The organism is Flavobacterium litorale, assembly GCF_019613795.1.
GTDB classification, from domain to species: Bacteria; Bacteroidota; Bacteroidia; order Flavobacteriales; family Flavobacteriaceae; genus Flavobacterium; species Flavobacterium litorale.
Map to the genome: position 1 here is coordinate 382,124 of NZ_CP080429.1, position 15,874 is coordinate 397,997.

12 protein-coding genes are annotated in these 15,874 nt (G+C 38.3%); 5 read left to right on the forward strand and 7 right to left on the reverse strand.

Annotation, left to right across the window (positions count from 1 at the left end; translation table 11 throughout):
- Positions 1–18: 18 nt before the first annotated feature.
- Positions 19–1,791, forward strand: coding sequence for a signal peptide peptidase SppA (gene sppA / locus K1I41_RS01750; RefSeq protein ID WP_220640966.1), 1,773 nt, complete (start codon positions 19–21; stop codon positions 1,789–1,791).
- A gap of 70 nt (positions 1,792–1,861) precedes the next feature.
- Positions 1,862–4,495, forward strand: coding sequence for an AsmA-like C-terminal region-containing protein (locus tag K1I41_RS01755; protein WP_220640967.1), 2,634 nt, complete (start codon positions 1,862–1,864; stop codon positions 4,493–4,495).
- Positions 4,496–4,565: 70 nt separating this feature from the next.
- On the opposite strand, the gene K1I41_RS01760 is transcribed toward K1I41_RS01755, so the two are convergent.
- Complete coding sequence (locus K1I41_RS01760) at positions 4,566–5,360, reverse strand: DUF2797 domain-containing protein (RefSeq protein ID WP_220640968.1); 795 nt, start codon at positions 5,358–5,360, stop codon at positions 4,566–4,568.
- Between the two features lie 42 nt (positions 5,361–5,402).
- Here K1I41_RS01760 and K1I41_RS01765 point away from each other — a divergent pair, with 42 nt between their 5' ends.
- A complete protein-coding gene (locus K1I41_RS01765) occupies positions 5,403–6,944 on the forward strand; it encodes a GH3 auxin-responsive promoter family protein (protein WP_220640969.1) in 1,542 nt (513 codons plus the stop codon).
- Positions 6,945–7,033: 89 nt separating this feature from the next.
- Positions 7,034–7,240 carry a hypothetical protein gene (locus K1I41_RS01770; RefSeq protein ID WP_220640970.1) on the forward strand — a complete coding sequence of 69 codons (207 nt, stop codon included), beginning with the start codon at positions 7,034–7,036 and terminating at the stop codon, positions 7,238–7,240.
- Positions 7,241–7,247: 7 nt separating this feature from the next.
- Here K1I41_RS01770 and clpX read toward each other — a convergent pair whose 3' ends face one another.
- The 6 genes from clpX to K1I41_RS01800 all read right to left on the reverse strand — a co-directional run bounded on the left by clpX (position 7,248) and on the right by K1I41_RS01800 (position 14,030).
- Entirely contained in the window at positions 7,248–8,480 is a 1,233-nt protein-coding gene (gene clpX / locus K1I41_RS01775; protein WP_220640971.1) for an ATP-dependent Clp protease ATP-binding subunit ClpX, read from the reverse strand.
- A gap of 77 nt (positions 8,481–8,557) precedes the next feature.
- Positions 8,558–9,232, reverse strand: coding sequence for an ATP-dependent Clp endopeptidase proteolytic subunit ClpP (gene clpP, locus K1I41_RS01780; RefSeq protein WP_220640972.1), 675 nt, complete (start codon positions 9,230–9,232; stop codon positions 8,558–8,560).
- A gap of 89 nt (positions 9,233–9,321) precedes the next feature.
- Complete coding sequence (gene tig / locus K1I41_RS01785) at positions 9,322–10,647, reverse strand: trigger factor (RefSeq protein WP_220640973.1); 1,326 nt, start codon at positions 10,645–10,647, stop codon at positions 9,322–9,324.
- A 115-nt stretch (positions 10,648–10,762) separates the two neighbouring features.
- Positions 10,763–11,110, reverse strand: a complete 348-nt coding sequence (locus tag K1I41_RS01790; RefSeq protein ID WP_220640974.1) for a phage holin family protein — start codon at positions 11,108–11,110, stop codon at positions 10,763–10,765.
- 88 nt (positions 11,111–11,198) lie between these two features.
- Entirely contained in the window at positions 11,199–12,770 is a 1,572-nt protein-coding gene (locus tag K1I41_RS01795; RefSeq protein ID WP_220640975.1) for an SGNH/GDSL hydrolase family protein, read from the reverse strand.
- A 12-nt stretch (positions 12,771–12,782) separates the two neighbouring features.
- Complete coding sequence (locus K1I41_RS01800) at positions 12,783–14,030, reverse strand: OmpP1/FadL family transporter (RefSeq protein WP_220640976.1); 1,248 nt, start codon at positions 14,028–14,030, stop codon at positions 12,783–12,785.
- A 294-nt stretch (positions 14,031–14,324) separates the two neighbouring features.
- Here K1I41_RS01800 and K1I41_RS01805 point away from each other — a divergent pair, with 294 nt between their 5' ends.
- Positions 14,325–15,869: an AsmA family protein gene (locus K1I41_RS01805; RefSeq protein ID WP_220640977.1), complete on the forward strand. Its 1,545-nt coding sequence runs from the start codon at positions 14,325–14,327 to the stop codon at positions 15,867–15,869.
- The last annotated feature ends 5 nt before the right edge of the window (positions 15,870–15,874 follow it).

Below are 15,874 nucleotides of genomic sequence, written 5' to 3' on the forward strand. Positions count from 1 at the left end.
AATCAAATAAACAGGTATATGCAGTTTCTAAAAAATGTATTGTCAACAGTAGTAGGACTTTTTGTGTTCTGCCTTTTGTTCTTTCTCGTAATCGTAATTATTGGTGTTGCAGCAGGTAGCGGTAGTGACGATATTGTAACCGTAAAACAAAACTCGGTTATTGAGCTTGATATTAGCGAAGTAAGTAAAGATTACTCAGGTCGTTTTTACAGCGATGAGTTTAGTTTTTTAAACGAAACACCTAAAGAAGGACTATCGGACGTATTAAAGGCAATTGATGCCGCAAAAGACGACAATAAAATTAAAGGGATAACCCTAACCAATAGTAGCAGTACTATGGGTATGGCACAAAATAAAGCCCTAAGGGATCGATTAAAAGCGTTTAAAGAATCGGGTAAATTTATAGTAGCGTATAGCGATAGCTACAGCCAAGCGGATTATTACCTGAACTCGATAGCCGATACGATTTACTTAAACCCTGTAGGCGAAATGGAATTTAAAGGACTATCGTCTGAAGTAATGTTTTTTAAAGATTTACAAGAAAAAACAGGGGTTAAAATGGAGGTTATCCGCCATGGTAAATTTAAAGCAGCCGTTGAGCCGTTTTTAAGTAACGAAATGAGCCCTGAAAACAGGGAGCAAATAAGTACTTTATTGAACTCGATGTGGAATACTGTGGCAACCGAAATTGCTGAAAGCCGTAAGATACCATTGGACAGTATTAATAGTATTGCCGAAAACCTAAAAGCACGTACGCCTAATATGGCTAAGGAAAATAACCTTATTGATAAAATAGGGTATATTGATGAGTACCGTAATGGCATCCGCCATGCTTTGGAAATTGGTAAAAATGACGATATTAACTCAGTAAGTATATTGGATTACGTAGAATCGAGTGCGCTTAACGATTTACTATCGGACGCTAAAGATAAAATTGCTGTTGTATATGCGCAGGGCGAAATAACAGGTGGAGAAGGTACACTTAGCCAAATTGGCGAAATAGCCATGCGCAAAGCACTAAAAGAAGCATCGGAAGATGAAGATATAAAAGCTATTGTATTGCGTGTTGACTCCCCAGGAGGTAGTGCCTTAACATCCGAACTAATATGGAGGGATATTGAGTTGGCTAAAAAACATAAGCCTGTAGTAGTATCTATGGGTAATTTAGCAGCATCGGGTGGGTATTACATATCGTGCAACGCCAACAGAATATTTACCGAGCCTACCACCATAACAGGCTCTATAGGCGTATTTGGTGTGCTACCTAACTTTACCGAGCTATCTAACAATATGGGTATCCATACCGAGCAAGTAAACACCCACAAAAATGCCGCTGGTTATAGTGTATTTACCCCACTGGAAGAAAATACGCGAGAAATTATACAACAGAGTGTAGAAAGCGTTTACGACACCTTTATTACCCGTGTTGCCGATGGTAGAAACATGACCAAAGATCAGGTTGATGCCTTGGGACAAGGTAGAGTATGGTCGGGTGCAGATGCCGTTAACAACGGACTTGCCGATGAAATTGGAGGGCTTGATGATGCTATTGCTTATGCTGCCAAGTTGGTAAAAGTAGAAAACTACACTACAGAAAACTACCCAGAATACGAGCGTAACTTAGAAGACTTTTTTGCCAATGCCTTAAACGCACCGTTTATGCAAACCAAAGAAGCGTTTATTAAAGAAGAGGTGGGCAACGAAAACTACCAAGTTATACAACGTTTACGCCGTGCAAGCCAACTACGCGGTACACAAGTAATTATGCCGTACGAAATAACAATCCGATAACGGGTGTTAGCATCTCTTTAACGTTGTGTGTATACCTTTCTTTGTACCTTTGAGGAAATTGAAATAAACTATGGTCAAAAAAATTTTAAAGTGGACGGGTATTGTACTCCTAGTCCTAATCATTGCACTAATTGCTGCCCCTTTCCTTTTTAAAGGAAAAATAAAAAATATGGTAGCCAAAGCCATTAACGAACAAGTAGATGCTACCGTAGCTTTTGAGGATGTTAGCCTAAGCCTGTTTAGCAATTTCCCGATGGCAAGCGTAACCGTTGATAAACTTAGCGTTATTAACAAAGCACCTTTTGAGGGCGATACATTAGTGTATATGGATAAAATTGACCTAACCATGTCTGTAAACGAATTGTTTAAAGGCGATGGCGAACCCATGAGTTTAAAATCGTTAGCAACAAAAAATGGTGTGGTAAACATACTGTTTAACGAAAATGGTGTAGGTAATTTTGATATTGCCATAAAAAACGACGATACAACTGCTGCCGATACGACCAAAAGCAAACCCTTTGCACTTAACCTACAGGATTACGAAATAGAGAATTTACGCTTTCGTTATTTCGATGCAAAATCAAAAATAAATATGGTTATCGATAGCCTGTACCACGAGGGGCATGGTAACTTTGAGAAAAGTAAACTGGATTTGGATACTGAAACATCGGCAAACCTTACTTTAGACATGGACAAGACCAACTACATGCGCAACGTACATTTAAAATTGGATGCCGTACTTGGTTTGGATTTAGAAAACAGCGTTTACACCTTTAAGGAAAACAAAGCACTTGTTAACCAATTACCCTTAGAGTTTGATGGGAGTATTGCTATAGTAGAAGAAGGGCAACAATATAATCTTACCTTTAAAACACCTACATCGTCCTTTAAAAACTTTTTAGGGTTAATACCCGAGTCATATTCGGGAAGTATAGAATCGGTTCAAACCGAAGGCGATTTTACGATAGATGGTAAAGTAAACGGTTTGTATAGCGAAAACACCGTACCAAAATTCAACATCGCTATTGCATCGCACAATGCTTCGTTTAAATATCCCAATTTACCAAAATCAATACAAAACATTGTTATTGATACCAAAATTGTAAACGAAACAGGCTTGCTTAACGATACGTATGTAAACCTCGATAAACTATCATTCAGGATAGATAAAGATGTATTTGATGCCAAAGCTACCATACGCAACGTGGTAGAAAACGCCATGGTAGATGCCGACCTAAAAGGTACCATTAACTTAGGGAACTTAGGAAACGCCTACCCTATAAAAATGGATATTCCGTTAGCAGGAATACTAAAAGCTGATGTTAGTACTAAGTTTGACATGAAAGCGGTAGAAAATAGCCAATACGAAAAAATTGATAACCGTGGTAGTTTAAGCCTCTCTGGATTTACCTATTCGGGCGATGGCTTACCAAAACCAATACAAATAGATGAAGCTAGCGTACAATTTAACCCCAACCGTGTTAACCTAAGCAAGTTTAACGCCAAAACAGGCGAATCGGACATTGCAGTTACAGGAACATTGGATAATTTTTACGGCTTTATGTTTAAAGACCAAAACCTACAGGGTAACTTTAACATGAACTCTAATAAACTTATGGTTTCGGACTTTATGGGACCTGAGCCCGTTGCTGCTGCAAAACCAGAAGCAACAACTGAGGAAGCTACGCCCGAAAAAGTGCAACCTAAAACGGTTGCTGCTACAGAAGCTGTTAAAATACCTGCATTTTTAGATTGTACCATTACCGCCAAAGCCAATACGGTAGTATACGATAACCTGAACATGAAAAACGTATCGGGTAAAATGATTATTAAAGACGAAGCTGTAACGCTGCAAAACCTAAAAACATCCATGTTTGATGGGATAATAACAGCAAACGGAAACGTATCTACAAAAGGAGCCGTACCCACTTTTACAATGGACTTGGATTTAAGTACGGTAGACATCCCACAAACATTTACGCAACTGGATATGCTAAAATCCATAGCCCCTATAGCCGATGTTATTACAGGTAAATTAAGTGCCGTTATTAATGTTTCGGGGAACCTAGATAGTAAGGAAATGACTCCCGATTTAAACTCGCTAACAGGCGGATTGGGCGGACAGTTACTTAGTACGGCGTTAAAAGCAGGAAATTCCAAACTATTGAGTGCATTGGACCAGAATGTGAACTTTATTGACATGGATAAGCTAAAGCTAGATAACTTAAAAGCGAATCTTACTTTTGATAACGGAAAAGTAAACATTAAGCCTATAGACCTTAATTATAAAGACATTCCTATACAAGTAAGCGGAGTACACGGTTTTGATAAATCGATGAGCTATAATGCAACGTTTGATGTTCCTGCTAAATACTTAGGCAGCGATGTAAATAAGCTACTGGGCAATAGTGCCGATGCTAATAACGTTAGCGTACCTGTTACTGCTGTTATTACAGGTAGCTTTACCAACCCCAAAGTTAAAACCGATCTTTCTAGCGCAGTAAGTAGCCTTACCAAGCAGCTTATTGCCAACCAAAAAGAAAAGCTAATAGAAAAAGGCACTGATAAACTTAAAGATTTAATAGGTTTAGGTGGCGATAAAAAAGATGCCGATACCACCAAAACCAACGATAGTAAGGACAAAAAAGACGATATTAAAGAGAAAGCCAAAGGCATACTTGGCGGTTTCCTCAACAAAGATTAATTCGTTACAATTACCCAACATAAAAAAACGCCCTGTGTTTACAGGGCGTTTTTTATATATCTATTACTACTTATACATTTATTTGTACAACGTGCCCCTCGTTACTACGTACGTTAAACACCGTACCATCTTCAAAAATAAAATACTGCCCTTTTATACCTGTTAGTTTACCCGTATACGTAGGCGTTTTAATAAGGTTTAGGCTCGTTACATTTTTAGGATATTCCAGTATAGGGTAATCCAATGCATACAATTGTTCTGGGGTAGCATCAAAATAAGGCTGTACCTCATCGGGCAAATAGGCTTGCATTTCGTTTCGTTTTACAGCCAAATCAATAGGTGGTACGTTGTTCAACAACATTTTTTTCCAATTAATTTTGTCGCCCAAATATTCCTTTAATGCTACTTCGGTAATACCTGCCAAATAACGGTTGGGTACCTCTACAAGTGGCATGGCTTGGGTTGCTCCTTGGTCTATCCATCGGGTAGGCACCTGCGTTTTTCGGGTTACCCCTACTTTTACATCGCTGGACGATGCTAAGTAAACCACATGCGGTTGCAACTGTACGCGCTTTTCATATTCCAAATCCCTATCTTCAACATCAAGGTGTGCAGTACTCAACTCGGGGCGCATAATCCAATCGCCCGCAGCAGGGGTACTATAAAAACAATCGTAGCAAAAACCCATTCTAAAAATCTTCTTGTTCTTACCACAGCTAAGGCATTTAAAGCCAATAAAATTCAGCTCCACATCACGCCCCAATAGCTGATTCATGTTTAAAAAACTACTATCGAACACCAAATAGTACTGAATTGGGGTTCCAAATTCGGTTTGCATTTTTGTGAGTACACCTTCGTATTGCATCGTATAATTTAGTATTTTTATAGTCGTAAAGATACTATAATTATGCCGTTGCCCATAATCAATTCAATAGCGTCGTGGATACTCAAAAAGCGTATACACGATATGGAGTTGTTCTTAAAATATCCAAACGAGGTACAGGAAGAATTACTTATGAACCTGATACGAGCAGCAGAAAATACTGTTATAGGTAGGAAGTATGGTTTTTCGTCTGTAAAAAACTATACTACGTTTTCTGAACGTGTACCCGTATCTACCTACGAAGATTTAGAACCCCTTATAGAACAAACCCGAAGGGGCGAGCAAAACGTTTTTTGGGGTAGCCCTATAAAATGGTTTGCAAAATCGAGCGGTACTACCAATGCCAAAAGTAAATTCATTCCCGTAAGTTCCGAGTCGTTAGAAGATTGCCACTACAAGGCAGCCAAAGATTTGCTTTGCCTTTACCTGAACAATAACGAAGATTCGCAACTGTTTACTGGAAAAAGCCTAAGGCTGGGCGGTAGCAAGCAGTTGTACGAGGATAACAATACGTTTTTTGGCGACCTCTCGGCAATACTGATTGATAATATGCCGATGTGGGCAGAATTTAGCAGTACACCAAGCAATAAAGTATCGTTAATGAGCGAATGGGAAACCAAACTTACCGCCATTGTACGCGAAAGTATTGAAGAGAATGTAACCAGTTTTGCTGGTGTACCCTCGTGGATGATGGTACTGATTAACCGCATATTAGAAGATACTGGCAAAAACCATTTGCATGAGGTATGGCCTAATGTAGAGGTATATTTTCATGGGGGTGTAAGTTTTGAACCGTACCGAGAACAGTACCAAAAAGTGATACCAAAGTCGGATTTTAAATACTACGAAATTTACAATGCTTCTGAAGGTTTTTTTGCCATACAAGATACCAATGATAGTACCGAATTATTATTAATGTTGGATTATGGTATATTTTATGAGTTTATCCCTATGGATACGTTTGGCACTATTAACCAGCGCGTTATTAGCCTTGCCGATGTTGAGCTCAATAAAAATTACGCTATAGTTATTACCACCAATGCTGGGTTATGGCGTTACCTTATAGGCGATACGGTACGTTTTACATCAGTTAGCCCGTATCGTATAAAAATTACAGGGCGTACTAAACACCATATTAATGTTTTTGGTGAGGAATTAATGATTGAGAATACCGACAAAGCTGTGGCTAAAGCGTGTAAAGCTACAGGTACAGAGGTAATTGATTATACTGTTGCTCCTATATTTATGGAAGGAAAAGAAAAGGGAGCGCATGAGTGGGTGGTAGAATTTAAAACACCTCCTAAAAACCCAGAAGCATTTAGAACCATACTGGATGAGGCACTGCAAAGTGTGAATTCTGATTACGAGGCAAAGCGTTATAATAACATGACGTTGAACCCATTAGTACTAAACGTAGCACGACCCAAACTGTTTTACGATTGGCTAAAAGCGCAGGATAAATTGGGTGGGCAGCATAAGATACCACGACTATCCAACGAGCGGCATTATTTGGAAGAACTAAAGGCTTTACAAGAAAAAAGTGCTACTAAGGTTACTATGGTATAAATCTTGCAATATTATTTTTAACAACAACACTATCAGTATATTAAATTATTCTGTTACATTTGTTTTTAAAGAAAATTAAATAAAGCTATATGAAAAAGAATTTTTTAGCATTAGGAGGAGTAGCACTGCTGTTGTTAGCATCTTGTGGTCCGAGAGTACACCGTTACGGTTGCAGAGGTGGCGGACGTTGTATTACAAGTGTTACAACACAGGCTGAAAAAATAAAGAAAATGCCACCAAAACAGGCAGCATTTTCAAAAACGGTTACAAAAGCGGTAGTTTCTAAACCCGCTTAATGTATTGTTACGAAGCGGCTTTGAGTCGCTTTAGTAAATTTTTATTTAAATGATGTTCTACATAGGCTTTATCTACGTGTAATTCCTTCTGGTCAGAACTTGGCAACTCGTACATTGCCTCATTTAATATTGCTTCACATAACGAGCGTAGTCCCCTTGCACCCAACTTATATTCTAATGCTTTTGCCACAATATGGTCCAAAGCATCTTCAGATATTGTAAAGGCAACATCATCCATAGCAAACAACTTGGTATATTGCTTAATTAGTGCATTTTTAGGTGCAGTAAGTATGGCACGCAATGTAGCACCATCTAAAGGATCCATGTGTGTTAGCACGGGTAACCTACCAATAATTTCGGGTATTAATCCAAAATCTTTAACATCTTTAGGAATAATGTATTTTAGTAAATTATCGTTATCAATATGCTCCTTGTCTTTAGCTACGCTATACCCTAATGCCTGATGGTTAAGTCGTTTTGATATAACGCGTTCAATGCCATCAAAGGCACCCCCAGCTATAAATAGTATGTTTTGGGTATTTACCTCAATAAACTTTTGGTCGGGGTGCTTACGCCCTCCTTTTGGTGGTACATTTACTACCGTACCCTCTAGTAGCTTTAATAAGGCTTGCTGTACGCCCTCGCCCGATACATCACGGGTAATAGAAGGGTTATCGCTTTTACGAGCTATTTTATCTATCTCATCAATAAATACAATACCACGCTCGGCTTTTTTCACGTCATAATCAGCAGCCTGTAATAATCGGGTAAGTATGCTCTCCACATCCTCCCCTACGTAACCTGCCTCGGTTAATACGGTGGCATCTACAATGGTAAGAGGTACGTTTAGCATACGGGCTATGGTTTTGGCAACAAGTGTTTTACCTGTACCCGTTTGCCCTACCATAAGTATGTTGCTCTTTTCTATCTCAATCTCGTCGTCGTCCTGCTTTTGTGTTAACCTTTTGTAGTGGTTGTATACGGCTACCGATAGTACTTTTTTAGTTTGATCCTGCCCTATTACATACTGGTCCAAAAAGCCACGTATCTCCTTTGGTTTTTTAAGTTCAAGGTCGCTAGCATCTACCGATGCACCGCTTTGTTTTAATTCTTCTAGCACTATACCGTGCGCTTGTTCAATACAACGGTCGCATATATGTGCACTAATACCTGCAATAAGCAGGTTGGTTTCTGGCTTTTTTCTGCCACAAAAAGAACATTCTAATACTTCTTTTGCCATAGTTAAAAAGTTCGTTATCCAATAACAGGCTGGTTTTGCACTGCTATTGGATAACGCAAAAAGTTGTTATATTATTTTTACTCCCGTATGAGTACCTCATCTATCATTCCGTACTCCTTAGCCTCAGCTGCTTTCATCCAGTAATCGCGCTCACTGTCTTTATACACATCATCGTAGCTTTTACCCGAATGTTTTGAGATTATTTTGTACAGCTCTTCTTTTAGTTTGAGCATTTCACGCAGGTTAATTTCCATATCGGTAGCAACACCTTGTGCGCCTCCAGAGGGCTGGTGAATCATTACACGTGAGTGTGGTAATGCCGAACGCTTACCATCGGCTCCTGCACAAAGTAGTACTGCACCCATAGAGGCTGCCATACCTGTACATATTGTAGCTACATCGGGCTTTATGTATTGCATGGTATCGTACATACCCAAACCTGCGTATACGCTACCGCCTGGCGAGTTAATGTAAATCTGGATGTCTTTATCGGCATCTGTACTCTCTAAAAATAAAAGTTGTGCTTGTACAATGTTTGCCACTTGGTCGTCTATCCCTGTACCTAAAAAGATGATTCTGTCCATCATTAGGCGCGAAAAAACATCCATTGCTACTGCATTCATTTGGCGTTCTTCTATAATATTGGGTGTTAAGTTAGTTGGCGTTACGCGGTTTACTAACTTATCGTAATATAGGTTGTTTACACCATGGTGCTTAGTAGCATATTTTTTAAACTCTTTACCGTAGTTCATATTCAGATTTTTTTGCTGTTAATTTAAGAAACAAAAAGCGTCAAACCTAGTAAGGATGACGCTCAAAGATACTTATTTTTTTGTAAGAATTATTTACCAGACATTTCTTTAACGAAATCTTGGTAAGTAATCTCTTTTGTTTTGTATTTTACGTTTTCTTTGAATAAGTTGAGCATTTTTTCGCTCATCACTTGGTCTGAAAGTCGTTTTACTTCTTCTTGGTCAGAAAGCACTCTCGATACGATGTTTTCTACATCCTCGTCAGTAGGATTCATTTGCCCAAACTGTGCCATTTGTTTTTTAATCATTACACTGGCATAGGCTTTTAAGTCTTCAAAATTAATCTGAAGGTTGTTATCGTTAATTAGTTTACCCTCTATAAGTTGGTAACGTAATCCTTGGTGCGATTTTGTATATTCTTCTTCTGCCTGCTCTGGTGTTATCGGATTTTCGCCAGCGGTTTGTATCCATTTTTTAAGGAATTCAGCAGGTAGCTCAAATTGTGTGTTTTCCAGTAACGATTCGGTAACATCGTTAAGGAATTTTTGGTCTGCCTGTTGTGCAAATTGCTGCTCCGCATCTTGCTTAATTTTTTCTTTAAGCTCTTCTACAGAGGTTACATTGCCTTCGCCAAATAGCTTATCAAATAACTCTTGGTTTAATTCTGCTGGCTCGGTAGTGTTTATCTCTTCTATAGTAAAGGTTACCTCAACATCTAAACCATGCGCCATATCGTGGTCTACTTTAAGGTACTCCATTAATTTATGGTCGTCATCAAAAAGCCCTTTTGTGCTTACAGTAACCACATCGCCTACTTTTTTACCAATAAACTTTTTACCTGTTGTTTTGGTTCTAAAAATACTTGGTGTAATGGTTACTTCGCTATTAATACCTTTTTCTTCGTTGGCAAAAATACCTTTAATGTCGTCGCCTTCTTCCGATTTTTCTTTTGATATTAATTTTCCGTATTGTTTCTGTATGCGTTCTACTTGCTCGTCTAGCATAGCATCGTCAGCAACAATATTGTATTTTACAACTTTATTTTTTGCGGCAAGGTCTACAGTAAACTCTGGAACAAGTCCTAATTCAAACTCAAAAGCATAATCATCAGCATCCCAATCAAAATCTTCTGTAGCTTTTGGTAGTGGGTTACCTAATATCTCCAATTTTTCTTCGGTAATGTAATCGTTTAATGATGATTGTAGTACTTTGTTTACCTCCTCAAACAATACTGCTTTACCGTATTGTTTTTGTATAAGGCTCATCGGTACAGCACCTTTTCTAAAACCAGGGATATTGGCGTTTTTTCTGTAATCTTTTAAAACTTTATCCACTTGTGGCTTATAGTCTTCTTTTGTTAACGCTACTGTTACAACAGCATTTAGTGCATCTACCTGCTCTCTCGTAATATTCATTATCTAAAATTGTTTAAATACCATAAAATTATGGCTTGCAAAATTATAATAATTTTGCAAGCCATACAAGTTTTACACCATTGTATTATTTAGTACATGGTTAGCCTATTGCGGTTTATGATTTTTCTTTTTCGGATGTGCCTGATACTAACGATTGGCAAAAGGAAAGTACAATACTAAACAGCAGTGCACTCCAAAAACTACTTACGGCAAACCCAGGCACAAGGGCATCGCAAAGCATTATAATTATGGCATTTATTACCAGTAAAAAAAGCCCTAATGTAAGTATGGTAACGGGTAGTGTAAATACTATTAATACAGGTTTTATAAAGATGTTAAGCAACCCCAGCACTAATGCAACGAGCAATGCTGCCGACCACCCTGTAATTTTTACCCCTGGCATGATGTAGGATAATACCATTACCAAAATGGTGGTAGCGAGTATTTTTACAAGCGTTTTCATTGTGTTTTTTAATAAATGTGAACTACAAAAATAAAAAAAGCACCCCAAAACAGGAGTGCTTTTAAATACTTATTTTATGCGTTTGCCATTAATTGGTAGCTAAAACTGTAGCTGCCGGGAAACCGCCTGCATTTATTTGTGGCAGTTTGGCATTATAGTAATCGTTTATAACTTTAATTATTTCGTTTGCAATAACGGCGTATCCTCTTGCATTGGGGTGTACGCCATCTAACGAGAATAATACGGTACTTATAGTAGATGTACTAAAGTAGTCGGCATTGTAAACCTGCCCGTCCTCTACCTCTAGTCCTACCACCAATTGTGCTAATATGGCATTCATATCGGCAACAGCAAGTTCGTTAGCCTCAGCAACATTTAAAATTGTTTGATTAAAGCTAGTTGTGGCTTCTGCAACCATACTTGCCTCGTTAATTGTAAGTACGTGCTGGTCTTGTAACGGAAACGTTATGCCAAAAGAGTTAAATGGAGCGGGTACTCCATCAGGAGCCGAACCAATAACCGTTCTAGTACTTAGCAAAAGAAAATCGGCCGAAGTGGCTTGCCTTGCCTGCCCAAACACACTACCTAAAAACTGTGCTTGTGCTGCAGGTACGCCTCCAGCCGTTAATGCTCCTGCAATTTCTGCTGAAAGATTGTCTAACGATTCGTCTACAATAAGTACTGGATTTGGGCTTGATGTAGATAATACCGACAGTCTGTCTGAAGCTCCAAAAGCAGCTAAAGCCTGTATCATTGGGCTATACAGTTGGGCGTTTAACTGCGCTATTGTAGCCTGCCCTACAGCCACATCGCCACCACCTAACAGCGATGCCGTAATGGGGTTGTATGGTACGGTTGTAAAAAATGGTATGGAGGTAACATCTGGTATTGTAGCTACTACACCTTTAGCGCCACCCGAAGTTAGCGTAGTTGTAATTTGCGAATATACGTTAGCAAACACCGTAGGGTCTGTAATATCATTAAATCCGTAAGTGGTAGGATCAAAATTGCCCAATTGGTTTACACCAACACCACCTGATGTTGCGAAAGATAAAACATCGTTACCACCAATCCAGTTGGTAAAAAATGTAGGGTTCTTAGTCATTGCATCACCTAATATCGTTGCTGTAGCCGATGTAGCATGGCGTACAAAATATGGGTTGGACTGTTGTGTGGCAACTCCTGCAAGGCTACCGTATCCTGGGGCTACTAGGTGAAACGATTTTGTACCAGGAACTCCCATATTATTATAAGCTGTTGCTTGTTGGCTGGAAACCTCTATGGTTGGCGTGCCTGCTATAAACTCAGGTCCGCCAGCACTTGCATTAATTATAAGACGGGTATTGGCTATTGGTGTACCGCCCAAAAGCAGTCCTCCCAAATTATCAACATCATCCTCAAACGATGGTTGCGTAAACGCACCACCACCTACTACGGCAAATTGTTTTGCCAGTTGGCTCGGGAAAGAATAACTTTGCCCCACGCGCGACATGGTACCGTCCATAAAACCTGCGGTAAGCGAGTTACCCAATGCAACATAGGAGGTAAAATCGGCATCGCCAGCACTATAACTACTATTGTTTACTTCATCATCAAACTCTGGTTCGCAACCAGCAAATACAAGTGCTAGTGCAGATAGGTATATAAATTTATTTTTCATTTTCATCTTTTTTTAGAAACTGTACGTTAAACCAACTCCTGGAGAGAATACCATATTTTTGTATGTACCTCCAAAAGAAACATCATCTTGTGTACCTTCTGAATAATGGTCGTAAGAATTATCAACTTCATCAAAGTGAAGGTATAGGAATGAGAAGTCAACCCCAAGTTTTTTGTTAAACTGGTAGGTTAAACCTCCTGTAAAACCCATAGAATCGTTTCGTGGTGTTTCTGGTGCAAAATAACCGTCTTGTACAGGGGTTTCATCAAAGTACCAACCCGCACGGAAAGCAAATTTACTATTGTGTAGGTACTGTGCACCCAATCTGTATGTGCTTGCATCTTTATAATTACGCGGATTTACCGATGTAGGTACATTGTTAGCAAAGCTTACTGTAAGCGATTCGTAAACATTCCAGTACGCACGGTTATAATCAAAAGCTAAAAGCCATTTTTCATTTACTTTATACGATAATCCAACAGTAACCTCCGCAGGTAGTGGTAAATCAGCATCAAATGTTGTATTGCTAAATGTGCCTTGTGCAAAAGCAGGTACATTACTAAATACAGCATCGCCATCGCGGGCTTCCATTGTAATTTCAGAGCGGTAGTTAAACCCTAGCGTTAAAGCTTCGGTTGGTTTAAACATAAAGCCTGCTGTCCAACCCCAAGCGGTTACGCCCGAAGCATCTATGGTAAGGTGCGATCTTTCGCCCACCTCATTGGTAAGGCTTCTGTTTAAGTTTCTGTCAAACTCAACACTACCATTTACGTAAATAGGACCACCGCCTATGCTTAGTTTTTCATCTAGTTTTATAGATATTGTAGGCTGTACGTATATAGCTTGTAAATCGATACTGTTTACAAGGTGCGAACCTTCCCAGTCCTTATCCCAATCTACAGAACTACCATAAGGTGTATACACCGCCAAACCTGCCGATAACCAATCGTTTACTTTGTACGATGCATATAATGTAAATGGTGTACCGAAATTTTCAGTAGATGCATTCCAGTTATAGATTTCGTTTTGGAACTTGGTGCGTGCAAAAACGGCGTTCCCTCCGACAGATACGTTAAAACGATCTTCCAGAAATGCCATACCCGCAGGGTTAAAAAACAATACCTCGGCACTGTTTACAACCGCTACCCCTGTATGCCCCATAGCCAACTGTTTTTGCCCTTGTAAGGACACACGATATCCTCCTGCAAATGCAGAGGAAGCTGTTAAAGCCGCAATTGTTAAAGATAATAGTTTTCTCATTGTCAAAAATCTGTTAGTTTCACTATTTTAATGTTAATTCCAAAATTAATACAAATTATGAATTATACAATATTTTTAGCCAATTTATTATGCAATCATACTATTTATTATTTAATACAATCAATCATAAATTAAATATTTAACAAGCAATACTGTTAAAACAATACATTAATCCAATATAAATTAAAAAATATAGAAAACCAAGATTGGAAGAAAAGTTATAACAAAAACTTAAAAATTAATGCATTGTAGCAATTATACTGTACCTTACCCGCTTGTAAACTTGATATTGAAATGCGCGTATTAAAAAAAGTAGTTTTTATACTAATTTGTATTGTTAGTTTTTTGCTGATTCTGAATTTTGGATTGAGTTATTGGGTAACCAAAAAACTACCTTCTGTAATAGAGTCTCAAAAAAACATTACGTATAACATAAGTTATAACGATATTGATATTCAGCTCGTTTCGGGTAATTTTACAGTACATAACGTTTATTTTGCACCAAAAGGTACTACTAAGGCGACCATGAATAGTGGTGCTTTTTGTAAGATTGAAAAAATTGATGTAGAGCACTTTAATTTATGGGCATTACTGTGGGACGACCGTATTGAGGTTGAAAGTATAATTATTGATACGCCAGAGATTGTATTGTATAAAAATAAAAAACAGCGTAGTGAGCAGGATAATTTTATAGCCCAGTTTGAAAATACGATTGTTACAGAAAAAATAAAATTGAAACAAGGTCGGTTTCGCATGGTCGATTCGTTAGAAAACATATTGGCAAAAGCAAACAACATTAATTTTGAGGTAAACAATACAAGGCTCGATAGTACTTCTGCCTCTCGTAAAATACCCATAAGTTACGGCAATTATAGTATTAGTTGCGATAGCGTTTTTTATAAGGTTAGCCCACACTATGCTGTTAGTGCCACCAATATTAACAACAACAAAAATTCATTCTCGGTTTCCAATTTTAAACTTATACCACAACAAAACAGGAAACAGTTTAACAAAATGATTCCTGCAGAGCGCGACCAATTTACTCTTACCGCTAAAAAAATTAAAATCCCGAAAAACAACTGGGGTTACACTAACGATACGCTTTTTGTACATGTACCCAAAATAAGTATTGCGGGTATGGATGCCACTATTTACAGGGGCAAAATGGTAAAGGACAATTTGAAAACGAAAAAGCTATACAGCGAAATGCTTAGAGAGCTTGATTTTGACTTGAAGGTAGATACATTACTGCTAAAAAAGACAAGATTAGCGTATGAGGAGCAGTTGAGTTACAACAAAGCACCTGGAAAAGTTTTGTTTTCTGATTTTGATGCTGCTATTTATAATATTTATAGCCCTGTGGGAAAAAATGAAATTCCTGATACAAAAATAGATGTACAATGCTTGTTTATGGATGATGCACCTTTACATGTAAATTGGGTTTTTAATACCCTGAACGCATCGGATGCTTTTACAATACAGGGGAAATTGCAAAACCTTAATCTTAAAAACATTAATAGTATATCCAAATCGCTTATGAATACTAGGGTATCGGGTAATATTAAAGCATTGGATTTTACTATAAACGGCAATAAACAAAAAGCAACAGGGCGTTTTGCTATCAATTATAACAATTTACAGCTTGATGTTTTGCAGGAAAATAGTGCAGATAAAAACGAATTCCTGTCGTTTGTAGGTAACCTTGTTGTAAAAGAGGATAGCAATAGTAACACAACAGCAACTGATGTTACTGTAGAGAGGGCAAACAACAAATCTGTTTTTAACTTTTTATGGCTTTTTTTAAAGCAAGGGTTAAAAAATACAATGCTCCCCCTATAAAACGG

Excerpts from the sequence above, each read along its gene's own strand:
- K1I41_RS01770 (WP_220640970.1), top strand. The coding sequence starts at position 7,034 with ATGAAAAAGAATTTTTTAGCATTAGGAGGAGTAGCACTGCTGTTGTTA.
- K1I41_RS01765 (WP_220640969.1), top strand. The coding sequence starts at position 5,403 with ATGCCGTTGCCCATAATCAATTCAATAGCGTCGTGGATACTCAAAAAG.
- K1I41_RS01795 (WP_220640975.1), bottom strand. The coding sequence starts at position 12,770 with ATGAAAAATAAATTTATATACCTATCTGCACTAGCACTTGTATTTGCT.
- K1I41_RS01805 (WP_220640977.1), top strand. The coding sequence starts at position 14,325 with ATGCGCGTATTAAAAAAAGTAGTTTTTATACTAATTTGTATTGTTAGT.
- sppA (WP_220640966.1), top strand. The coding sequence starts at position 19 with ATGCAGTTTCTAAAAAATGTATTGTCAACAGTAGTAGGACTTTTTGTG.
- K1I41_RS01760 (WP_220640968.1), bottom strand. The coding sequence starts at position 5,360 with ATGCAATACGAAGGTGTACTCACAAAAATGCAAACCGAATTTGGAACC.
- K1I41_RS01755 (WP_220640967.1), top strand. The coding sequence starts at position 1,862 with ATGGTCAAAAAAATTTTAAAGTGGACGGGTATTGTACTCCTAGTCCTA.
- K1I41_RS01800 (WP_220640976.1), bottom strand. The coding sequence starts at position 14,030 with ATGAGAAAACTATTATCTTTAACAATTGCGGCTTTAACAGCTTCCTCT.
- K1I41_RS01790 (WP_220640974.1), bottom strand. The coding sequence starts at position 11,110 with ATGAAAACGCTTGTAAAAATACTCGCTACCACCATTTTGGTAATGGTA.
- clpP (WP_220640972.1), bottom strand. The coding sequence starts at position 9,232 with ATGAACTACGGTAAAGAGTTTAAAAAATATGCTACTAAGCACCATGGT.
- tig (WP_220640973.1), bottom strand. The coding sequence starts at position 10,647 with ATGAATATTACGAGAGAGCAGGTAGATGCACTAAATGCTGTTGTAACA.
- clpX (WP_220640971.1), bottom strand. The coding sequence starts at position 8,480 with ATGGCAAAAGAAGTATTAGAATGTTCTTTTTGTGGCAGAAAAAAGCCA.